The 23,191-nt window shown below is 65.4% G+C and carries 14 protein-coding genes and 1 pseudogene; 14 read left to right on the forward strand and 1 reads right to left on the reverse strand.

The features are described 5' to 3' along the window. Positions 1–68: 68 nt before the first annotated feature. The 14 genes and pseudogenes from ON44_RS01020 to ON44_RS01085 all read left to right on the forward strand — a co-directional run bounded on the left by ON44_RS01020 (position 69) and on the right by ON44_RS01085 (position 22,410). Positions 69–614, forward strand: a complete 546-nt coding sequence (locus ON44_RS01020) for a phosphatase PAP2 family protein (RefSeq protein ID WP_040685888.1) — start codon at positions 69–71, stop codon at positions 612–614. Position 615: 1 nt separating this feature from the next. Next, the gene (locus tag ON44_RS01025) at positions 616–1,548 is read left to right on the forward strand and encodes a decaprenyl-phosphate phosphoribosyltransferase (RefSeq protein ID WP_040685827.1); all 933 of its coding nucleotides are present in this window, start codon (positions 616–618) and stop codon (positions 1,546–1,548) included. A gap of 7 nt (positions 1,549–1,555) precedes the next feature. Continuing rightward, positions 1,556–3,479 (forward strand): annotated as a pseudogene (locus tag ON44_RS01030) (arabinofuranosyltransferase AftB family protein). Between the two features lie 323 nt (positions 3,480–3,802). Then, positions 3,803–4,810 (forward strand): alpha/beta hydrolase, encoded by a 1,008-nt coding sequence (locus ON44_RS01035; RefSeq protein WP_040685828.1) that lies wholly within the window; start codon positions 3,803–3,805, stop codon positions 4,808–4,810. Between the two features lie 295 nt (positions 4,811–5,105). Then, a complete protein-coding gene (locus ON44_RS01040) occupies positions 5,106–6,200 on the forward strand; it encodes an alpha/beta hydrolase (RefSeq protein WP_083897570.1) in 1,095 nt (364 codons plus the stop codon). A 471-nt stretch (positions 6,201–6,671) separates the two neighbouring features. Further along, entirely contained in the window at positions 6,672–6,905 is a 234-nt protein-coding gene (locus tag ON44_RS01045) for a hypothetical protein (RefSeq protein WP_040685829.1), read from the forward strand. Positions 6,906–7,244: 339 nt separating this feature from the next. Beyond that, positions 7,245–8,282 (forward strand): alpha/beta hydrolase, encoded by a 1,038-nt coding sequence (locus ON44_RS01050; RefSeq protein WP_083897571.1) that lies wholly within the window; start codon positions 7,245–7,247, stop codon positions 8,280–8,282. A 210-nt stretch (positions 8,283–8,492) separates the two neighbouring features. Beyond that, positions 8,493–10,295, forward strand: a complete 1,803-nt coding sequence (locus ON44_RS01055; RefSeq protein WP_040685891.1) for an alpha/beta hydrolase-fold protein — start codon at positions 8,493–8,495, stop codon at positions 10,293–10,295. 102 nt (positions 10,296–10,397) lie between these two features. Next, complete coding sequence (locus ON44_RS01060; RefSeq protein WP_040685830.1) at positions 10,398–10,916, forward strand: DUF732 domain-containing protein; 519 nt, start codon at positions 10,398–10,400, stop codon at positions 10,914–10,916. Next, a complete protein-coding gene (locus ON44_RS01065; protein WP_040685831.1) occupies positions 10,913–11,902 on the forward strand; it encodes a cutinase family protein in 990 nt (329 codons plus the stop codon). The genes ON44_RS01060 and ON44_RS01065 overlap by 4 nt, the downstream gene beginning before the upstream one ends. Before the next feature lie 315 nt (positions 11,903–12,217). Beyond that, positions 12,218–13,258, forward strand: a complete 1,041-nt coding sequence (locus ON44_RS01070; RefSeq protein ID WP_051181283.1) for an LLM class F420-dependent oxidoreductase — start codon at positions 12,218–12,220, stop codon at positions 13,256–13,258. A 192-nt stretch (positions 13,259–13,450) separates the two neighbouring features. Continuing rightward, positions 13,451–15,367, forward strand: coding sequence for a long-chain-fatty-acid--AMP ligase FadD32 (gene fadD32, locus ON44_RS01075; RefSeq protein WP_040685832.1), 1,917 nt, complete (start codon positions 13,451–13,453; stop codon positions 15,365–15,367). Between the two features lie 106 nt (positions 15,368–15,473). After that, the gene (gene pks13 / locus ON44_RS01080; protein WP_063721497.1) at positions 15,474–20,837 is read left to right on the forward strand and encodes a polyketide synthase Pks13; all 5,364 of its coding nucleotides are present in this window, start codon (positions 15,474–15,476) and stop codon (positions 20,835–20,837) included. Between the two features lie 28 nt (positions 20,838–20,865). Further along, a complete protein-coding gene (locus ON44_RS01085) occupies positions 20,866–22,410 on the forward strand; it encodes an acyl-CoA carboxylase subunit beta (RefSeq protein WP_040685833.1) in 1,545 nt (514 codons plus the stop codon). 59 nt (positions 22,411–22,469) lie between these two features. Here the strand turns inward: ON44_RS01085 and ON44_RS01090 are convergent, their stop codons facing one another. Continuing rightward, the gene (locus ON44_RS01090; protein WP_040685834.1) at positions 22,470–22,967 is read right to left on the reverse strand and encodes a peptidylprolyl isomerase; all 498 of its coding nucleotides are present in this window, start codon (positions 22,965–22,967) and stop codon (positions 22,470–22,472) included. Between the last annotated feature and the right edge of the window lie 224 nt (positions 22,968–23,191).

A 23,191-nucleotide genomic window follows, 5' to 3' on the forward strand; every position in this document is an offset into this window, starting at 1 on the left:
CCACCGCCGCGGACGACAACACCGCGGTGCACTCGAGTGCGAACGGTCACGGTGGCCCGGTGTCGGCGGTGCCGTCGGCGCCGCAGCCGCCCGAGGTCAAGATCATCAACGCGGTCCAGGCGACCATCGGCACCAAGCCCGAGGTGATCAAGGCCGCGCGTGGTATGTCGCATTTCGGTGAGCACGCGCTCGGCTGGATCGGCATCGCGGCCGCGGGCTGGCTCGTCGACAAACCGCGGCGCCGGCAGTGGGCCGGGGTCGCGGTCGGCGCGGTCGGCGCGCACGCGGCATCGATCGTCATCAAGCGCATCGTCCGGCGTCCGCGCCCGAATGATCCATCGGTGCAGGTCAACGTCTCGACGCCGAGCAAGTTGAGCTTCCCGTCCTCGCACGCGACCTCGACCACGGCAGCGGCGGTGTTGCTCGGCAGACTGACCGGGCTACCCTTGCCTGCGGTGCTCGTCCCACCGATGTTGCTCTCCCGGGTTGTGCTCGGGGTGCACTATCCCTCCGACGTGCTCGCCGGTTCCGCGCTCGGCGCCGCGTCCGCCGCTGTTGTGCTTGCCGCCGAAAAGAGACTCGATAGTGACCGCACAAGAAAAGACCTTGGTTGACATGAGTGAAGAGCCGACCAGCACGGACCTAGCCGAAGCAGTAGTCAAGGGCCCGCCCAAGACACTGGCCGGCGGGCTGTTCAAGGCGGTCCGCCCGCGTCAGTGGGTCAAGAACGTGCTGGTGCTCGCCGCACCGCTGGCAGCCGGTCCAGATACGGCCACCGACTTGGCCGTGCTCGGACACGTCGGGCTCGCCTTCGTGGTCTTCTGCATGGCGGCCTCGGGCATCTACCTGGTCAACGACGCGCTCGACGTGGAGGCCGACCGGGCGCACCCGACCAAGCGGTACCGCCCGATCGCCGCGGGCGTGGTCCCGGTGAATCTGGCCTACCTGCTCTCAGTGGTGCTGCTGCTCGGCTCGATCGCCGGATCGTTCCTGGCCTCCTGGCATCTGGCCGTGGTGATGACCGTCTACATCGGCATCCAGCTGGCCTACTGCTTCGGCCTCAAGCACCAGGCGGTGCTGGACATCTGCATCGTGTCCTCCGGCTTCCTGCTGCGCGCGGTCGCCGGTGGCGCGGCCGCGAATATCGACCTGTCGCAATGGTTCCTGCTGATCATGGCGTTCGGCTCGCTGTTCATGGCCGCGGGTAAGCGCTATGCGGAACTTCAGATCGCGCTGAGCACCGGCGCCAAGATCCGCAAGTCGCTGGAGTACTACACACCGACATATCTGCGCTTCATCTGGACTCTCGCCGCGACCGCGGTGGTGGTGTTCTACGGCCTGTGGGCGTTCCAACAGGACAGCCTCAAGCACACCAACTGGTTCGCAATCTCGATGATTCCGTTTACCATCGCAATCCTGCGTTACGCGGTCGACGTCGATGGCGGCGAGGCCGGTGAACCCGAAGAGATCGCGCTGGGGGATCGCATCCTCCAGTTCCTCGCAATCGCCTGGATCGGAGCGGTAGGTGTCGCTGTCTATCTCACCTGACGAACTGCTGGTAGAGGGAGTGGAGCGAACAGAACAAGTGACGGAGGAGCCGGCCGAAGGGTCGGCTCGTTCCGCCTTGCGGTTCGCCAGGCTATCCCGAGCCACCTTCGTCGGTGGGATCGCGCTCACCGTCGCACTATTCTCGGTCGGCGCCTGGCAGCGACGCTGGATCGCCGACGACGGCCTCATCGTGCTGCGCACGGTGCGGAATCTGTTGGCGGGCAACGGTCCGGTCTTCAACGAGGGCGAGCGCGTCGAGACCAATACCAGTACCGCATGGACCTATCTGGTGTGGTTCTTCAGTTGGCTCACGAGGGCCAGGCTGGAGTACGTCGTACTCGGCGTCGCGCTGACGGTGTCGATGCTGGCGATCGTCTTCGCCATGCTCGGCACTGCCCGGCTGTGGGGCGGCACCAAATCGGCGCTACTGCTGCCGGCGGGCGTATTCGTCTACATCGCCCTGCCGCCCGCCCGTGACTACGCCACCTCCGGTCTGGAGAGCGGTCTGGTCATCTGCTGGCTGGGCCTGCTGTGGTGGCAGCTGATGCGCTGGAGTCAGACCGAGCGGGTGAAGCTGCCCGCGCTGTTCGGGCTGGTGTTCCTCGCCGGACTCGCACCGCTGATCCGTCCGGAGATGACGCTGGTCGGCGCCCTGTCGCTGCTGATGATCTTCTTGGCCCCGATGTCGCAGTCCCGGCTGCATCCGATCGTGTTGCGCGGCTTGATCGTTGCCGCCGCCGGACTGGTGCCGATGTGCTACCAGGTCTGGCGGATGGGCTACTACGGCCTGCCCTATCCGAATACCGCGGTCGCCAAGGATGCGGGCGGCGCCAAGTGGGGGCAGGGCTTCAAATACCTCTGGGGATCTGGTCGGTCCGTACTACCTGTGGGTGCCGCTGCTGGTGCTGCTGGTGCTCGGTGTGGTCGCGGGCCGCTCGGCGCGTGCCGACAAGGCAGCCGACGAGCGCTGGACGGTGCGGCGGGTCCGTGCATGGCTGCACTCGCCGAGTGCGGTGGTCGCGCTCATGCTCGGCAGCGGATTCGTCCTCACGATCTATGCCCTGCGCGTCGGCGGTGACTTCATGCACGGCCGGATGCTGCTGCCGCAGCTGTTCTGCCTGCTGCTGCCGGTCGCCGTGGTGCCGATTCGGCTGCCCGAGGGCGGTCTGCGGGCGGTGACCGCGAAGGATTGGTCCTTCGCGGTGATCACGCTCGCGCTGCTCGGGACCGCGGGCTGGGCGCTGTTCGCGGCGAACACCACGGCCATCAAGTCCGGCACCAAGATCAGTGCCTCCGGCATCGTCGACGAGCGCGTCTACTACGTCCTCAATACCGGCCACGACCATCCGATCCTGGCCGAGGACTACCTGGACTACCCGCGCGTGCGGGCCATGGTGAACAACATCGCCGAAACCCCCGACGGCGGTCTGCTGCTGAACTCGCCGTCGTTCATGTTCTGGTACATCGCGCCCCCGCCGCAGCCGATTCCCGACGGTGGTGCCGGGCATACCGTCTACTTCCTCAATCTCGGAATGACCAGCATGAACGTCCCGCTGGACGTGCGCGTCATCGACCAGATGGGCCTGGCCTATCCGCTGGCCGCGCACACCGACCGGCTCACCGACGGCCGGATCGGCCACGACAAGAGCCTGTATCCGGACTGGGTCGTGGTGGATACCGGCATGGTCGACCGGCATCCGTGGATGCCCTGGTACATGGACGAGAAGTGGGTCACCCAGGCGCGCACCGCCATGAGCTGCCCGGACACCGTGGCACTGAATATCTCTTACCGTGATCCGCTCACCTGGGGTCGCTTCAAGCACAACCTGATCCACGCACTGCACTTCGCGAAGTACCGGATCGATCGCGTGCCGAAGTACGAGATCGAGCGGTGCGGGCTGGTGGATCCGTATCCTCAACCGCAAAGATAAGAAGCAACTCCTGTCACACTGAGCCCATGGATCTCCGTGGGCTCAGTTCTTTCACTGACCAGGGCAGATAAACGTGGCGCATATCGCTTTATCTCTTTTTGATAACGTCACCGCATCGATGAAGCGATATGGTACGTGGGAACGCCCGTTGGGGCGTCCGATTTCGACATGGGCCCATCCAGTGGTCAACGTAGAGACGCGGCCGTAGTACGACCGCATAACGAAAGGCCTATAACCAGATGCGAGGCGTGATCGGGCGAAGGACGCAGAATGGACGTCTGAAAACCCGTAGAGCCGGTTCGTGGCTCAAGCGGTCGGTGCTGATGTCGCTGGCTATCTTGCTGCCGCTCGGGGTGTCAGTAGCAGGTCCGGCGGGTTCCGCGTCGGCTGCGTTCAACCCGGACGGTTTCGATTTCTGGGTCGACTCCAGTATGGGTCCGATCAAGTCGCGGATCTTCCGCGCCGCGGACGGCAATACCGGACGCGTGGTCTACGCGCTGGACGGTATGCGGGCCCGCGGTGACCTGAACGGCTGGGAGATCGAGACCGAGGTCGCCCGTGAGCTGACCAAGTGGAATATCAATGTCGTCATGCCGGTCGGCGGCCCGTCCAGCTTCTATGCGGACTGGAACGCGCCGGGTAACTTCCTCGGCTTGAGCACCGGTTCGTCGGGTTCGGCCAATGGTTCGTCCTCCGGGTCCGCGATGACCGGCTCCTCGGGTTGGAACGAGACCCTCGGCAAGTCGAACACCTACAAGTGGGAGACCTTCCTGACCAGCGATCTGCGCAATGCCCTGCGTGATCGCCTCGGCTTCAGCCCGACCCGCAACGGTGTCTTCGGGCTGTCCATGGGCGGCAGTGCCGCGCTGACGCTCTCGGCCTACCACCCGGACCAGTTCGTCTATGCCGGTTCGTATTCCGGTTACCTGAACATCTCCGCGCCGGGTATGCGCGAGGCGCTGCGCGTCGCGATGATCAGCGCGGGCGGCTACAACATCGACGCGATGGCGCCGCCGTGGGGTCCGCAGTGGCTGCGCATGGATCCGTTCGTCTTCGCGCCGCAGCTGATCCGGAACAACACCAGGCTCTGGGTGGCCGCCGGTAGCGCACTGCCCGGTCCGGCCGACGCGAGCTCGCCGATCGACATCATCCAGGGCACGCCGCTGGAGGCGCTCGCACTGGTCAACACCCGGGCCTTCCAGGTCCGGATGGCGACGCTGGGTGCGCAGAATGTCACCTACAGCTTCCCGTCCGTCGGCATCCACAACTGGCACAACTGGGAGTCCGAGGTCTACCGCATGATCCCGGATCTCTCTGCCAATATCGGGTAATACCCGGCCCCTCGAAACCGCCTGGTGTGTTCGCACGCCAGGCGGTTTTTGTTTGCTCGCATCCGTCCGAAACCCCCATTGACAACGAATCAGCTGCTGGATGCCTTCGGTAGTTGTGGGGTGAATCACTTTCCAGCAACATGGAAGCATTCGCTGGTGATTGATGTGCGGAGAACATGCATAGAGGTCGAATCGTCCGTTTTGGGTAGGGCGGTGCATCTTTATGTCAGATGAGGGACCAGTCGAGATTGCCTGACATTTGCTGGCTGGCCGTCCGGATGAAAGGTCGAGTCGAATGCGAAGTGTGCGCTGGAAACGTAGGCCCCCGCGTCCGAATCCGGGATATGCCTCGGGTTCCTGGGCGAGGAAATTGGTATTCGGCGTGGCGACGGCCATGCTGTTACCGCTCGGCATCTCCGTAGCGGGCAGCGGCGCGACCGCATCGGCGGGCTTCAACCCGGCGGCCTTCGACTTCTGGGTCGATTCCCCGGTGATGGGTCCGATCAAGAGCCGGGTGCTGCGTGCGGCGGACGGCAATACCAACCGCGTCGTCTATGTGCTCGACGGCCAGCGGGCACCGGAAACGCTCAATGGCTGGGAGATCGAGACCAACGTCCCCGAGGTCCTCGCGAGCTGGAATATCAATGTAGTCATGCCGGTCGGCGGCATGTCGAGCTTCTACGCGGACTGGAATGCGCCGAGTAACTTCTTCGGCGTCACGCCCGGTTCGATGGGTTCGTCCACCGGATCCGGTGCGACGGAAGCCTTTATGGCAGGGCCCGGGAAGAGCTATCGCTACGACTGGGAAACGTTCCTGACCGAGCAATTGCGACCGGCACTGCGGGATCGCTTGGGCTTCAATCCGAATCGCAATGGTGTGTTCGGGTTGTCGATGGGTGGCAGTGCCGCGCTGACGCTTGCGGCCTATCATCCGGACCAGTTCAGCTTCGCCGGAGCGTTCTCGGGCTACCTCAATATTTCGGCGCCGGGTATGCGGGAGGCGATTCGGACGGCGATGATGGACGCGGGCGGCTACAACGTGGACTCGATGGCGCCGCCGTGGGGTCCGCAGTGGCTGCGGATGGATCCGTTCGTTTTCGCGCCGCGCTTGATCGCGAACGGCACCCGGGTGTGGGTCGCCGCCGGTAGTGCGCTGCCGATGCCCGAGGATCTGAATATTCCGTTGCCGGTTGCCGCGGATCGTCTCCTCAGGGGCTCGCCGCTCGAGGCGCTCGCCTTGGCGAATACCAGGGCATTTCAGGTCCGCATGATGTCGTTGGGGGCGCAGAACGTGGTGTATTCGTTCCCGCCCGCCGGTCTGCATGCGTGGACCAACTGGCAGGACGAGGCCTATCGGATGATTCCGGACATGTCCGCCAATATCGGCTGAGTCGTCTATCGGCCGCCGCTCGCTCCCGGCGGGCATGTGTTGCTTGCGGTGCAAGCCGCCCGGTGCACGGACCGGGCGGCTTTGTTCTGGGCCGTATCGAGCATTTGCCCGCTGGTTGGCTGGATGATCGCTGGCTCGGGAGTTTCGGCGCGGCATGCCCGGCGAAGGATCGTGGTAACTGTTCGCGTCGGTAATTCCCGGACCCGGCACGATCCGACATCGCGGCGGCTTCTGGTTCGAGCATGTGCCAGTAGAAGAGTGATAACGCCGAGACCTTCAGTGCGCGGGAGAGTATCGGTGTCGAGTTTCGATCCTCATGCTCGACAGCGGCGAGCAACGGTGCTCGCATGGGCGAAAGATCGAATCGCTGCGACATCACGGAGTGCGCTGAATAGTTGCCGGTGACTGGCTGCGGAGCTCGGCGGTTGGGGGGTGGAATTCGCATTGGCAGATCTCCCTGGTGCTGCCGCAGTGGAATATCAACGTTGTCATTCCGGTCGACGGGCAATCCAATTCGGCTATGCCGGTTCGTATTCGGGCTACCTGAATATTTCGGCGCCCGGTATGCGCGAGGCGCTGCGGCTGGTCCGGCTGCATTCCCGCGGCCCGACGAACGCGGTCTTCCGCTACCCGGCGGGCGGTGTGCACGCCTGGCGCTACCGGGCCGGCCAAGTGCTCGAGACGCTTCCGGATCTGAGCCGGTAGCTCGGGTAAGGATTCGGACTCCCTAGTGACCCCCTAATCTTTGTCCGAAATTCCCGTTCCGACACGACATCTCCGCACGAACGCGATAAGGTCTCCGCACGATCACAGCTTGTGAACGGGCGGAATTCGGCCACTCGAATACCCCGGTCTTGCTAAGGCTTCGCACGTCGAATAACCTCCAGCGAGCGCAAGTGTGACCAGATCGTTGTAGCGCCGTCTCTTGTGCCGGAATGTCGGGTACCGGTTCGCATGTGACGTGCGTCTCGTTGGCAGCACGGGTGTCGCCCGGTCCGCAAGGGCCACGGGCGACACCACAACAGCAGAAAGAGAGCAGGATTCATGCGTTTCGGCAGGGCGGCCGCGCCGAAGAGAACCAAGTCGGGACGGCGAGGCACCCCTCGTGGTTGGCGGAATCGAATTCTGGCTGTCGGTGCGGCGGCGTTGGCGCTACCGATCGCCGCGGGCGTGACGGGCCCGACCGTTGCTTTGGCGGCGCCGATGCACGGCCCCGCGTTGCGGACGCCGTCGGGCGGCTTCGAAGATCTGATGGTCCCGTCGCAGATGGGTCCGATCAAGGTCCAGGTGCAGTGGGCGGCGCGCGGCGGTGACGCGGCGCTCTACCTGCTCGATGGTCTGCGTGCTCGTGACGACCGCAATGCCTGGTCGTTCGAGACCAACGCCCTCCAGCAGTTCGGCAACGACAACATTTCGCTGATCATGCCGGTCGGGGGTCAGTCGAGCTTCTACGCCGACTGGTACGCGCCGAGCAACACCAACGGCCAGAAGACCACCTACAAGTGGGAAACCTTCCTGACCAAGGAACTCCCCGCCTTCCTCGAGGGCTACGGCGTGTCGCGCACGAAGAACGCGGTCGTCGGTCTCTCGATGGGTGGCTCGGCCGCGCTGGCGTTGGCCGCTTACCACCGCGACCAGTTCAAGTACGCCGCGTCCTTCTCCGGCTACCTGAACATCTCCGCGCCGGGTATGCGTGAGGCGATCCGCGTCGCGATGCTGGACGCGGGCCGCTACAACGTCGACTCGATGGCTGCGCCGTGGAGCTCGCAGTGGCTGCGGATGGACCCGTTCGTGTTCGCACCGCAGCTCAAGGGTCTGCCGATGTACATCTCGGCGGCCAGCGGTCTGCCGGGGCAGTACGACAACCCGAACTCGGCCGTCGGCTACTTCAACACCGCCAACGGTATGGCGCTGGAGGCGCTGTCGCTGGTGAACACCCGCGCGTTCCAGTCTCGCCTGGCCTCGCTCGGCATTCCGGCCACGTTCGACTTCCCGGCCTCGGGTACCCACTCGTGGAAGTACTGGGAGGGTGAGCTGTGGAACGCCCACAACGGCATCCTCGACGCCACCGGCGGTTGGTGAGCTAAGGGTCTAGACGCTGAACGGCGCCGTCTGCTTCCGAACGGAAGCGGCGGCGCCGTTTCGCATTCGGGCGGCGGATAAGCCTGTCCGCGTGTCTTACCCGCAACCGCGCCGCAACCGGGGTAGGAAACACTTGTGGCAGGACTTGCATTCGGCAGATGGGTGCGGCGCGGGCGGCGTAGCGGACGTGTGACCTGTGGTCGGGTCGCGATGCTGGCCACCGCCATCGTGATCCCACTCGCCTCAGGGCTTTCCCCGAGCACCGCACCCGCAAACGCTCAACCCGCCGCCGCACCGGCTGTCGGCGCGACGGTGCAGCGGGTGGTGTGGCTCACCGATCGGCGAGTGGCGCTGTGGATCAATTCGCCATCGATGGCCACACCCATCCAGGTGCAGCTGCTGCTGGCCCGGGATTGGAACACGCACCCGGAGGCCAGGTTCCCGGCCCTGTTCATGCTCGACGGTCTGCGCGCCACCGATGAGGAGAGCGGCTGGACCCACGACGCCGGTGCGGTGGACTTCTACGCCGATAAGAACGTCACGGTGGTGCTGCCGGTCGGCGGCCAGTCCAGCTTCTACTCCGACTGGCTGCAGCCGGACAACGGCCGCAACTACAAATGGGAAACCTTCCTGACCAAGGAACTTCCGCCGCTGCTGGAGAGTCAGTGGCGCACCACGGATGTGCGTGGCATGGAAGGCATTTCGATGGGCGGTACGGCCGCGATGTTCCTGGCCGGGCGCAATCCGAATTTCGCGAAATACGCCGCGTCGTACTCCGGTGTGCTGACCACGACCACCCTCGGCATGCCGCAGGCGATCCAGTACGCCATGCACGATGCGGGCGGATTCGATTCGGCCGCCATGTGGGGTCCGCCGGGCGGTCCGGAGTGGGACGGCCACGACCCATATGCGTTGGCGGACAAGCTCAAGGGCGTCAGCCTGTATATCTCCAGTGGTAACGGCTCGATCGGACCGTTCGACCAGGCCAGCGGCATTCCCGGGGTCAGCACCAACTACGCGGGCATGGGGTTGGAAATCCTCTCCAGGCTGACCTCGCAGAACTTCGTGACCAAACTCGGCAAGCTATCCATCCCCGCCCAGGTGAATTACCGTCCCTCCGGCACACATTCGTGGCCGTACTGGGATTTCGAAATGCGCCAGTCCTGGCCGCAGGCCGCCGCCGCGCTCGGGGTCGATCCGAACAAACCGGCCTGCCAGACCGGGGGCGCGATCGCCGCCCTGGCGAGCGGCAACGGCTGGCTCGGCGAATGCCTCACCGGTGAGTATCAGGTGGCCGGCGGCATCGCGCAGGACTTCAAGGGCGGCCGGGTCTTCTATTCGCAGGCCGACGGCGCGCACGCGGTCGGGGGCATGATCGGCGGCGGCTACCAGGCCGCGCTCGGCCCGGGCGGTGCGCTCGGCCTGCCCACCGATGACGAACGCGGGCTGCCGGACGGCCGTGGACGCATGCAGGCCTTCCAGAACGGCCTGCTCTACTGGACCCCGCGGACCGGCGCCCAAGTGGTGCGCGGCGCGATTCTCGACGAATGGGGTAGGCAGGGCTTCGAGCGTGGCCCGGCCGGATATCCCACCGGACCGGAGACCAAGGCGCCCAATAGGGACGGTGTGGTCCAGTCCTTCGAAAACGGTCCGTTCTACTACAGCGGGAAGACCGGTGTACATCATGTGCAGGGAATGATCCTGGGCAAGTACGCCGAATTGGGTTACGAGAACAGCCAACTCGGCTTCCCCACCGCGGACGAGGCCCCGAGCAAGGATTTCGGCCGCTACAGCAAGTTCGAGGGCGGAAATATCTACTGGAGCCCGCTGTCGGGTGCGTGGCCGGTGCGTTCGGGTCCGATAATGGATATGTGGTCGGTGGTCGGCTACGAGAACGGCAGGCTCGGGTATCCGACGAGTGACGAGTTCGCCGTTCCCGGGGGCGTCCAGCAGAATTTCCAGACCGGATTCATTACGGTGCGTGATGGCAAACCCGAGGTTCACGGCATTTAATTCCAACCGGTCTGTTTGCCGACCGCCTGCACCTATGCTCGGCTTTCCTCTAGCCTGGGTGGCGACCCGTCCCCTTAGCGAACAGATCGAGGACACGAATTCATGCATCGGACCCGCGGAAAGGTTATCGGCGTAGTCGTGGGGATCGCCGCTACCGGCTTGCTCGCCGCCTGTGGCAATAACGATTCGACTGTGACGAGCACGCCGACGCTGTCCCACACCACGACGGCGGCGGCGACGACCTCCGCCTCGACCAGTGCCGGTGCAACCGGTCAGCCGGCGCCGGCCCCTGAGACGCCCGCCGATACGGCGACGCCGGAGCGCCCGCAGCCCGTCCCGACCAATCCCTCGCCTGCTGACACGTCGAAGCTCACCGACAAGGACAAGAAGTTCCTCGACGCGCTCAAGGCCGCGGGCATTACCCCGTCCAGCCCGGACATCGCGCTGAGCATCGGAACCTACGTCTGCCAGGGCGTCGCGGCGAATGCCTCCGATCAGGATCTGATGACCTTCGCTACCGCGATGGCCGGATCGGATCCGTCCTTCGATCCGGCGAAGATGCCGGTGGAGCAGGCCGGCAAGATCTACATCGACACGGCTAAGGCGACGTACTGCCAGTGAGAGCGCGTCGCAGTTCGGCATCCCGCCGCTCCCGAAAACCGGCGGGGTGCCTGCTCTTCATCGGTCTGGTAGTGCTCGTCGTCGTCATCGCGCTGCTGCTGTGGTTCGTGCTCGCCGGACCGCTGCGCAAGCCGAAGCCCGGTCCGAAGCCGCCGCCGCCACCGACCTCCCAGCCGGCCTGGTGTCCCGATGTGCAGATGATTTCGATACCCGGTACCTGGGAATCGAACAGCAACGACGATCCGCACAATCCGACGGCCAATCCGATCTCGTTGATGCTCAACGTCTCCGGGCCGGTATCGCAGCAGTTCCCGGAGGGACGGCTCGATGTCTACACCGTTCCGTACGTCGCGCAGTTCTCCAATCCGATCGCGATTCCGCCGGACGGCCAGCAGTCGTATAACAACAGCCGTTCCGAGGGCTGGCAGCGCGCGCAGGACGCGATGGCGAATCGGTATCGCGACTGTCCGCTGACCACCTATGTGGTCGCCGGGTTCTCTCAGGGCGCGGTGATCGCGGGCGATATCGCCAACCAGATCGGCGCGGGCAAGGGACCGGTACCCGCGGACAAGGTGCTCGGCGTCATGCTGATCGCCGACGGCCGCCGCACCGGTGACAACGGACCGGGCCAGGCCATCCAGATCGGCACCGCGCCCACCGGAGTCGGCGCCGAGGTCTCGCTCAACGGGCTGAAGGTGCCCGGGATCACGATGACCGGTACCAGGTCGGGTGGGTTCGGCTCGCTCGCCGATCGCACATACACCATCTGCGCGCCGGGTGATCTGATCTGCGATTCGCCGCGCGATGCGTTGAGTCCCCTGAACATCGTCGGCAGCGTGCTGACCCTGGTCCACGCGATGGGCAACCCGGTGCACAGCCTCTACAACAGTTACGTAGTGGACGGCGATGGCACCACCGCGACACAGTGGACGGTGAACTGGGCCAACGGTTTGATAGAAGGAGCGCCACATCCGGCGCATGCTTGACCGCCTCCCCGGGCCTTTTGCCGGTCGTGGGAGCCTCGACAGTGTCGTCGCGGGCCGGCGGTCGAGTGCGGGTGAGCCTCTGGGCGTACCCGGCGAGTTACCCATGTGCGCACGAAATCAGTTGTTGTCTTGGTGACTGGTCACATGAAACCCGCCTGATCGCGGTGCTAGTGACGCAAGCCTGGGCAACTACACACCACAACGCTGTAAAGTGCGCCTGATGATCGCGACGCCGGCCCTCGAGCCCCCAGAAGCGTGGGCACGATGCGGCCCGGCGGCGCGCCCACATTTCCTTACAGCCAGGAGCATGAGTTCATGACAGAAGCCGCACCGGCCACCACGGCGAGCCGTGACGCGGATGCTGAGTTGACCGCGCTGGGTACTCCGCTGCGGCCCTTCCGCTTCGCGGCAGCGGGCGAGGGAAATAAGCAAGAGGGCGGGGCCAGGAAGTTCATCCAGACCGCGCAGACGGCCGAGGAGTACGGCTTCGACACCTTCGTCGTGCCGGATCACCTGGGTGACCAGATCGGCCCGATCGCCGCACTCGGCGCGCTGACCCAGGCCACCGAGCGGATCCGGCTGGGAACCTCGGTGCTGGCCAACGGCTTCCGGCATCCGGTGGTGCTGGCCAAGGACCTCGCCACCATCGATGTGCTGTCCAAGGGCCGCCTCGAGGTCGGCGTCGGCGCGGGCTGGAAGCAGGACGAATTCGTCGCGGCGGGTCTGCCGTACGAATCGCCGGGCGTGCGCCTTGCGAAGCTGGACGAGACCCTGACCATCCTCGATGTGCTGCTGCGTGGCCAGGAATGCACCTTCGATGGCAAGTACTACCAGGTGAACGGCATCAAGGGCACGCCACGGCCGCGGCAGGGTCCGCGCCCGCCGATCTGCACCGGCGGTGGCGGTCCGAAAATGCTGCGTCTGGCCGCCAAGCACGCCGATATCGTTTCGGTCGTTCCGGTCACCACCAAGAACGGCAAGGGCCTGCTGTCCGGCATCACCTTGGAGAAGACCATCGAGAAGGTGAACCTGATCAAGGAAGCGGCGGGTGAGCGTTTCGCCGATATCGAGCTGAACTGGGCCATTACCGCGATCGTCATCACCGACGACCGGGAGAAGACCGCCGAGATGGCGCTGTCCGCGATCGAGCGCGGACTGCACCCGGACCTCGAGGTCGACGTAAAATTGTCGGTCGAGGAAATCCTCGCCTCGCCGTATGTGGCGATCGGCACATTCGAGGAGATCGCCGAACAGATCCGTCAGGTGCGGCAACTCACATCGATGTCCTATGTCGGTGTGTTCCCAACCCAGATGGACGCGTTCGCGCCGATTATTCCGCTGCTGCGGGGGGAGTGACCCGGTCTTCTCTGTAACATGACTCTGGTTTGAGAACATCTAGCCGATAGCGGTCTACCGCGCAGACCGCAATAAAATCTGCAGGCTGGCTCTCGCATGTAGAGCACCCGCGGGCGATAGCGAGTCGGGGCCTCACAGGTAACAGCGGCGTTGTCGCCGTCTTGCTGCGTGTGCCTCGGAGGAGATGAAGGAATGGAAGAGACTTTCGACGATTACCTGGATGAGACCGGGAACATCCGTATTCCCGATGATCACACCCTGGTGGACCACGTCGAGAAGCACACCCGCAACGACGCGAACACCCTCGCGTACCGCTACATCGATTACTCGCGCGAGCGTGACGGTGAGGCGCAGGAGCTGACGTGGCGTGAGTTCGGTATTCGGCTGCGCGCGGTGGCCGCTCGACTGCAACAGGTGACCAACCCGGGTGACCGGGTCGCGATCCTCGCCCCGCAGGGCCTGGATTACGTGATCTCCTTCTTCGCCGCGATCTACGCGGGCACCATCTCGGTGCCGCTGTTCGACCCGGACGAGCCGGGTCACACCGACCGCCTGCACGCGGTGCTCGGCGACTGCGAACCCTCGGCCATTCTGACCGCGAGCTCCTCCGCGGCCGGTGTGCGCCAGTTCTTCCGCTCGCTGCCCGCCGCCCAGCGTCCGCGCATCATCGCGGTCGACGCGATCCCGGACGCCGTCGGCGAGAGCTGGGTGCGTCCCGATGTCGCCGTCGATGACATCGCCTACCTGCAGTACACCTCGGGCTCCACGCGCGTCCCGGCCGGTGTCGAGATCACCCACCGGGCGGTCGGCACCAATCTGCTGCAGATGGTCGACGCGATCAACCTGGACTGGAACTCGCGCGGTGTCACCTGGCTGCCGCTATTCCACGATATGGGCCTGCTGACGGTGATCCTGCCCGCGGTCGGCGGCAAGTACATCACCATCATGTCGCCGAGCGCGTTCGTGCGCCGTCCGTACCGCTGGATCAAGGAACTGGCCGCACACAACGACGGCGCCGGAACCTTCGCCGCCGCACCGAACTTCGCCTTCGAGCACGCCGCCGCGCGTGGTCTGCCGAAGAACGGCGAATCGCTGGACCTGTCGAATGTCATCGGCCTGATCAACGGCAGTGAGCCGGTGACCACCTCGTCGATGAAGAAGTTCAACGACGCGTTCGCCCCGTACGGCCTGCCCAAGACCGCGATCAAGCCCTGCTACGGCATGGCCGAGGCGACGCTGTTCGTCTCCGCGACCAAGGCCGAGGACGAGGCCAAGGTCGTCTACGTCGACCGCAACGAGCTCAACGCCGGTCGCATGGTCAAGGTCGAGCAGGGCGCCGAGAACGCCATCGCGCAGGTCTCCTGCGGTTATGTCGCGCTGTCGCAGTGGGCCGCCATCGTCGATCCGGAGACCGTCGATTCCGACGGCGGCGGGCACGAGCTGGCCGACGGTCAGGTCGGTGAGATCTGGCTGCACGGCAACAATATGGGCATCGGCTACTGGGGTCGTCCGGACGAGACCGCAGCGACCTTCCACAACAAGGTCGCCCATCGTCTCACCGAGGGCAGCCACACCGAGGGCACCGCGGCCGACGCCAACTGGATGCGCACCGGCGACTACGGCGTGTACTTCGAGGGCGAGCTGTACATCACGGGGCGGGTGAAGGACCTCGTGATCGTCGACGGTCGCAACCACTACCCGCAGGACCTCGAGTTCTCCGCGCAGGAGGCCTCGAAGGCGCTGCGGCCCGGTTTCGTCGCCGCGTTCTCGGTACCCGCGAACCAGCTGCCCGCCGAGGTGTTCGAACAGGGCAGCCATTCCGGCCTGAGCTTCGATGCCGACGATGCCTCCGAGCAACTCGTCATCGTGGGCGAGCGCGGACCCGGCGCAGGCAAAGCCGACCCGCTGCCCATCGCCGACGCGGTCCGCGCGGCGGTATCCCAGCGTCACGGTGTGACCGTGCGCGACGTGCTCTTGGTTCCCGCGGGTTCGATTCCACGGACCTCCAGCGGCAAGATCGCTCGACGCGCCTGCAAGACTGCTTATCTGGAGGGAACGCTGCGGGGTGGTTACACCCAGCAGGCCTTCCCCGATGCACCGGAAGAGTAATTGCCCGAGGGTGGCTCGACCCGAATATCGGCGCTCTGCGTGGCTTCCCACGTCAGACGTCGATTCGCGGCGCGCCCGGTACGCAGACAGGTAGCTTGAGGAACTGATGGCTGACAACGAGGGCACGCCCGAACAGACGACCGAGATCGTGCTCGCCGATGCGGACGCGATCGATCCCACTGGCGCCGGAGACGTTTCGCAACCGGCCGCGCGGACCGATATATCCGTCGCGGAGCTGCGGGAGTGGCTGCGACGCTGGGTCGCCGACGCGACCGGTCAATCGATCGAGCAGATCACGGTGGACCGGCCGATGGAGGAATTCGGGCTGGCCTCACGCGATGCCATCGCACTCGGCGGTGATATCGAAGAGCTGACCGGTGTGGTGCTGACGGCGACGATCGTCTATCAGCATCCGACCATCGCGTCGCTGGCCGAGGTTGTCGTCAACGGTGAGCCGGAGTTGCCGCTGGAATCCGCCGACGATTCGTTCTACACCGCCGGTTATCAGCCGGGCGAGGCGCACGATATCGCGATCGTCGGCCTGTCCACCCGGCTGCCGGGCGCGGGCGATACCCCCGAATCGACCTGGGAATTCCTGATCAACCGCGGTGACGCGATCCGGGAACTGCCAGCGGGACGCTGGGAGGAGTTCACCGCCGACCCGGCGGTTGCGGCGAAGGTCGCCGAGGGCAATACGCTCGGCGGCTACCTCGACCAAGACGTCGTCAAGACCTTCGACGCGGAGTTCTTCGCGATGTCGCCGATCGAGGTCGAGCGGGTCGATCCGCAGCAGCGGCTCATGATGGAGCTGACCTGGGAAGCGTTGGAGCACGCGCGAATTCCCGCGAGTGACCTCAAGGGCGAGTCGGTCGGTGTCTTCGTCGGCACCTCCACCAATGACTTCCAACTGGTGTCGGCACTCGGGCTTGGCCAATCCGATCCGACGGCGCCTGCCTCGGCCGACGCGTACGCGCTGACCGGCGGGTCCTCCGGCATCATCGCCAACCGGATCTCCTACTTCTATGACTTCCGCGGTCCGTCGGTCGCCGTCGATACCGCCTGCTCGTCCACGCTGGTCGCGGTTCACCAAGCGGTGCGCGCACTGCGCGAGGGTGATGCCGACTTGGCCCTGGCAGGTGGCGTGAATATGTTGCTCGCGCCCGCGATTACCCTCGGCTTCGACTCGATCGGCGCGGTCGCGAAGAACGGTCGCATCAAGGCTTTCTCGTCCGATGCGGACGGCATGGTCCGGTCTGAGGGCGCGGGCCTGGTGGTCCTCAAGCGCCTGGCCGATGCCGAACGTGATGGCGATCGGATACTCGCCGTGATCAAGGGCTCGGCGGTCAATTCCGACGGCCGGTCAAACGGCATCGTGGCGCCGAATCCGGATGCCCAGGCCGACGTACTGCGCCGCGCCTATCGCGATGCGGGCATCGCGCCCTCCACGGTCGACTATATCGAGGCGCACGGTACCGGCACGCTGCTCGGCGATCCGATCGAGGCCGATGCGCTCGGACGGGTGATCGGCCGCGGCCGCGATGACGACAAGCCTGCGCTGCTCGGCTCGGCGAAGACGAACTTCGGCCACCTGGAGTCCGGTGCGGGCGCGGCCAGCTTGGCCAAGGTGATCATGGCGCTGCAGCACAATGTGCTGCCTCCGAACGTCAACTATGTCGGACCGAATCCGTATATCCCGTTCGATCAGGCCCACCTGAAGGTCGTCGACGAGCCGACCGAATTCCCGCGCTACAGCGGCACCGCGACCATTGGTATTTCCGGCTTCGGTTTCGGTGGCACCAATGCGCACGTCGTGGTGCAGGAGTACGTGCCAGCACAGGCTGCGGCTGTAGAGCCCGCGGTTACCGCGGCTGACGATCTCGTTTCCGATGACGAGACGACCGATGTGGTCGCTGAGGCGACCGAGGTTGTCGCTGAGGCGGAAGCAGTGGAAACCGCGGCGCGCGAGGCCGAATGGTCCGATGAGCGGGAAGAGCCGCTGCCGGTGATCCTGGCGGTCTCGGCGTACCTGCCCTCGCGTCGTCGCCGTGCCGCCGCGGAGCTGGCTGACTGGCTGGAGACCGAGCAGGGCCGCAGTACTCCGCTCGCGGATGTGGCGCGATCGCTGGCCAAGCGCAGTCACTGGCGCTCCCGCGGGGTCGTGCTCGCCAAGACGCATGAAGAAGCTGTCGCCGGATTGCGCGCAGTCGCTGCAGGCAAGCCGGGTGCCGGTGTATTCACCGCGGATGCCCCGGCCGCGCAGGGCCCGGTCTGGGTGCTGTCCGGATTCGGCGCGCAGCACCGCAAGATGGGTAAGCAGCTCTACCTGGAGAATTCGATCTTCCGCAAGGCCGTCGACGAGGTCGACGAGCTGGTGCAGGACGAGGCCGGGTATTCGGTGCGCGAGATGATCCTGGACGACGCCCAGGATTACAACGTCGGCACCTCGCAGGTCGGCATCTTCACCATTCAGATCGGTCTGGCCGCACTGCTGCGCGCGCACGGCGCGCAACCCGATGCGGTGGTCGGTCATTCGATGGGTGAGGTGGCCGGAGCCTATATCTCCGGTGGTCTCGTGCTCGAGGATGCGGTGCGCGTGATCTGCGCCCGTTCGCGCCTGATGGGCGAGGGCGAGGCGATGATCAGCGATGACGATGTGCGCAATATGGCGCTGGTCGAGCTGAGTGCCGCCGATGTCGAGGCGATGCTGGTCGACTATCCGGATGTCGAGTGCGCGGTGTACGCGGCGCCGACGAATACCGTGATCGGCGGCCCGCAGGATCAGGTCGCGGCCATCGTTGCCAAGGTCGAGGAGGCGGGCAAATTCGCTCGTGTGCTGGCGACCCGCGGCGCCGGGCACACCTCGCAGATGGATCCGCTGCTCGGCGAGTTGGCGGCGGAATTGGCCGGTATCGAGCCGACCAAGTTGACGGCGGGCCTGTACTCGACCGTCAACAAGGAAGAGTTCTACCGGCCCGGCAGCGATCCGGTGCACGACGAGGCCTACTGGGTCAAGAACATGCGCCACTCGGTGTACTTCACCAATGCGGTGAAGCTCGCGGTGGACACCGGCCACACCACCTTCCTGGAATTGGCGCCGAATTCCGTTGCGCTGATGCAGGTTCTCGGCACGACCTTCGCGGCGGGTGTGCACGATGCGCAGCTCATCCCGACGCTCAAGCGCAAGGAAGACGAGTCGGCGGGCGTAATCTCCGCGCTGGCCCAGCTTTACGTGCACGGGCATCGCGTGGATCTGCCGTCGCTGCTGCCCGCGGGCGACTACGCCGATATTCCGCGCACCGCATTCCTGCGCAAGCAGTACTGGCCGAAGGCGACGATGGCCGGTGGCAGCGGCAATGCCCGCGTGCCCGGTGCGCATGTCGCGCTGCCGGACGGTCGGCACGCGTGGGAGGTGCAGGCCTCGGCCGTCACCGATCTCGCGGTGCTGGTGAAAACCGCTGCGGCACAGGTGCTCAGCGAGGTGTCGTTGGGTGCTTCGGTCCCGCACGCGGTGCTGCCGGCCACCGGAACGTTGACCACCACGTTGATCCCGCACCTGGGTGGTGCGTCGGTGCAGGTGCATGCGCGCGCGGGTGCGAGCTTCCAGCTGCTGTTCGAGGCGGTCGTCGCCTCGGGGGCGCCGCTTCCCGAACCCGTTGTCGCCGCTGCGGTTCCGGGAGCCGAGGTCGCGACCACCGGGGACGCCGATCTCGAGATCGTCGAAACCTTCGGTGAGCGTTGGGATCCGGCGGGCACCCAGACCCTGGAGGAGCGGCTGGCGCTGATCGTCGCCGAGTCGATGGGTTACGCGGTCGAGGATCTGCCGATGGAGATCCCGCTGATGGAGCTCGGCCTCGACTCGCTGATGGCCATGCGCATCAAGAACCGCGTCGAATACGAATTCGATATTCCGCAGCTGCAGATCCAGGCCGTGCGCGATGCCAACCTGAACGAGGTCGGCAAGGTGCTGCACTACGCGATCGAGCATCGCGACGAGGTGCAGGCAATCGCCGATAAGCAGGCGGCCGGTGAGGAGATCGCGGTCGACGGCGGATTCATCGCTGCGGCGCGCGCTGCGGTTGCGGCGGGTGCGGATCCGGTGGCCGTGGTGGCGAATGCCGCTGCCGGTGAAGGGGTTTCGCTGGATGCCGAGAACACCTCGGTGGAGGCGGAGGCCGAGAAGATCGTTGTCGAGGCCGAGACGGCCGCCGGTATCACTGGTGCCGCCGCGCCTGCCCCGGCCGCGCAGGTCGCTGCGGTCGAAGCGAACGAGGCCGCGATCGAACGCGCTCTGGACACCGAGAACACCACCGCGGTCGGCGCGGCCGAGACCGTGGCAGCTGCCGCGGCTCCCGCCGCCGCCGCGATCTTCGGTGGTCAGCCCGCCGGTGCCGAGGAAGACGATGTGCCGCCGCGCGACGCCGCCGAGCGGTTGACCTTCGCGACTTGGGCGATCGTCACCGGTAAGTCGGCGGGTGGCATTTTCAATACCCTGCCGATCCTCGAAGAAGAGGTCGCCGAGAAGTTGGCGACCCGACTGACCGAGCGGGTCAAGGCCGAGGTCACCGTCGATGATGTGCTCGACTGCGAGACCATCGAGCAGCTCGCCGATATCGTGCGCGAACTGCAGAACAGCGGTGCCGATGTGGATGGGTTCGTGCGCCCGCTGCGGGCGCGCGCCGACGGCTCGAATGCGGTGCCGGTCTTCGTATTCCATCCATCGGGCGGCAACACGCTGGTCTACGAACCGCTGCTGAAGCGGCTTCCGGCCGATACCCCGATGTACGGTTTCGAGCGCGTCGAGGGCGATATCGCCGAGCGGGCGCGCCAGTACCTGCCCGAACTCCGCAAGATCCAAGGCAACGGTCCGTACGTGCTGTACGGCTGGTCGCTCGGCGCGGTGTTCGCGCTGCAGGTCGCCCAGTTGCTGCGCGCCGAGGGGGCCGATGTGCGCATCGTCGGTCTGATCGACCTGGCCATCCCGACCGAGGGCGAGGACAACAGCCCGGAGGAGCGGGTCCGTCGCATCCAGCGCTATCAGGCATTTGCGAAGAAGACCTACGGGGTCGAGGGTGAACTCCCGCAGGAGCAGTTGGAAGAGCTCGCCGCGGCCTCCGATGAGGAGCAGTTCAAGATGGTGTCGGATCTGATCAAGATCAGCGGCACCAAGATTCCCGGCGGTGTGCTCGAGCATCAGCGCACCTCGTGGATCGAGGGACGCCACCTGGCCAAGACCACGCCGAGCCATTACGAGGGCGATGTGGTGCTCTATCTCGCGGATCGCTACCACGACGGCATGATCGAGCTCGAGCCGCGGTACGCGGATCGTCGACCCAATGGTGGTTGGGATGAATACATTCCGAACCTCGAGGTTATACATATCCCGGGTGACCACCTCCAGATCGTCGACGAGCCGCGGATCGGAAAGATCGGAGCCGACCTCACCGCGAAACTTGCTGTGATTGCCCCATAGGGGTGCACCACCTGATGAGAGGGTTTAAGTGAGCACTACTGCCGAGAAACTCGCCGACCTGCGCAAGAGACTGGAATTAGCGCAGGAACCGGCGGGCGAAGCGGGGGTGGCAAAGCGGGCGAAGAAGGGAATTCCAAGTGCCCGCGACCGGATCAATATGCTGTTGGATCCGGGAACCTTCGTGGAAATCGGTGCGCTGGTGCGGAAGCCGGGTGATCCGTCCGCGCTGTACGGCGACGGCGTGATCACCGGGCACGGCCTGGTCGAGGGGCGCCCGGTCGCGGTGTTCTCACACGACCAGACCGTTTACGGCGGTTCAGTCGGTGAGATGTTCGGCCGCAAGGTCGCCAAAATCATGGAGTACGCCGCGAAGGTCGGCTGCCCCGTGGTGGGCATCAACGATTCCGGCGGCGCGCGCGTGCAGGAGGCCGTGACCTCGTTGGCTTGGTACGCCGAGCTGGGCAATCGCGCCGAGCCGCTATCGGGGATGGTGCCGCAGGTATCGCTGATTCTCGGCAAGTGCGCGGGTGGCGCGGTCTACGCGCCCATCAATACCGATGTGGTGGTGGCGACCGAAGAGGCGTACATGTTCGTCACCGGGCCCGGCGTGATCCGTGAGGTTACCGGCGAGGACGTGAGCCTCGAGGAACTCGGCGGCGCGAACAGTCAAGCGCAGTACGGCAATATCCACCACGTCGCCAAGGATGAGCAGGCCGCGTTCGAATGGGTGCGCACGTATTTGGGCTTCCTGCCGACGAGCTGCCAGGAGCAGCCGCCGATCGTGAATCCGGGTCTGGAACCGGAGATCACCGAATCGGATCTGGCACTGAATTCGATTGTCCCGGACTCGGATAATTCCGGGTACGACATGCACGACATCCTGTTGCGCATATTCGACGACGGTGATTTCCACGAGATCGGCGCCGCGGCGGGGCGCAATGTCATCACCGGATTCGCGCGGGTGGACGGCCGCAGCGTCGGTGTGGTCGCGAATCAGCCGATGGTGTACGCGGGTGCGCTCGACGCCAGGGCCTCGGATAAGGCCGCGCACTTCGTGCGGATGTGCGACGCGTTCGAGATTCCGCTCGTATTCGTCGTGGACACACCGGGATTCCTACCCGGTGTGGAACAGGAGAAGATCGGCGTCATCAAGCGCGGCGGCCGCTTCCTGTTCTCCTATGTCGAGGCGACCGTGCCGAAGGTGACCGTGGTTATCCGCAAGTCCTATGGCGGCGGCTATGCGGTGATGGGTTCGAAACAGCTCGGTGCGGACGTGAATCTGGCCTGGCCGACCGCGCGGATCGCGGTCATGGGCGCGGAGAGCGCGGTCAGCCTGATCGGCCGCAGGCAGATCGACGCGGCGCCGGAGGATCAGCGTGCCGCGGTGCGTCAGCAGATGATCGACTTCTACAACGCGACCGTGGCGACCCCGTGGGTCGCCGCGGAGCGCGGCTATATCGACGCCGTCATCGAACCGTCGACCACCCGCCTGGAACTCCGTCGCGCTCTCCACCTCCTGCGCGATAAAGCCCTCACCCGCAACCCCCGCAAACACCACCTCCTGCCGCTCTGACGGCATCGGGCCGCATCCCCGGCGGGGATGCGGCCCGATGCTCTTCGCGGCAGCGGAAGTCAGGCGATGGTCGCCGACTCGATGACGACGTCGTCCTGCGGCACGTCCTGGTGCATGCCCGCCGAACCGGTGGATACCGCGGCGATCTTGTCGACCACCTCGGAGCCCTCGGCGACCTTGCCGAAGACCGCGTAGCCCCAGCCCTGCGGGGTCGGCGCGGAGTGGTTCAGGAAGCCGTTGTCGGAGATGTTGATGAAGAACTGCGCGGTGGCCGAATGCGGGTCGTTCGTGCGGGCCATCGCGACGGTGTACTTGTCGTTCTTCAGGCCGTTGTTCGCTTCGTTCTGAATCGGGGCCTGCGTGCCCTTCTGCTGCATCTCGGGGGTGAAGCCACCGCCCTGGATCATGAAACCCGGAATGACGCGGTGGAAGATTGTGCCGTTGTAGTGGCCGGCGTTCACGTAATTCACGAAGTTCGCGACGGTGTTCGGGGCCTTCGCGTCGTCGAGCTCCAGCACGATCTGTCCGTAGTTGGTTTCGAGATTCACCTTTGTCATACCCCACACCTTTCCATCGTGTCCGTTACCGGGCTCCCCCGCCTCCCCGGATATTTTGCCGGTCGTGAGTGCCGGGCGACCAGCGTCGCGGGCCGTCGGTATCGTGATCGGCCCGGTTATGGGCGTGCCCGGCGAGTTACCCATGTGCTAACGAAATCAGTGGTCACCTCCTGGAAGTTTGTCGGATACCCGACACCTGATTTCGTAAGAACATGGGTAACTCG

This window comes from Nocardia vinacea NBRC 16497 (assembly GCF_000308835.1).
In the GTDB taxonomy this organism is placed as follows: domain Bacteria; phylum Actinomycetota; class Actinomycetes; order Mycobacteriales; family Mycobacteriaceae; genus Nocardia; species Nocardia vinacea.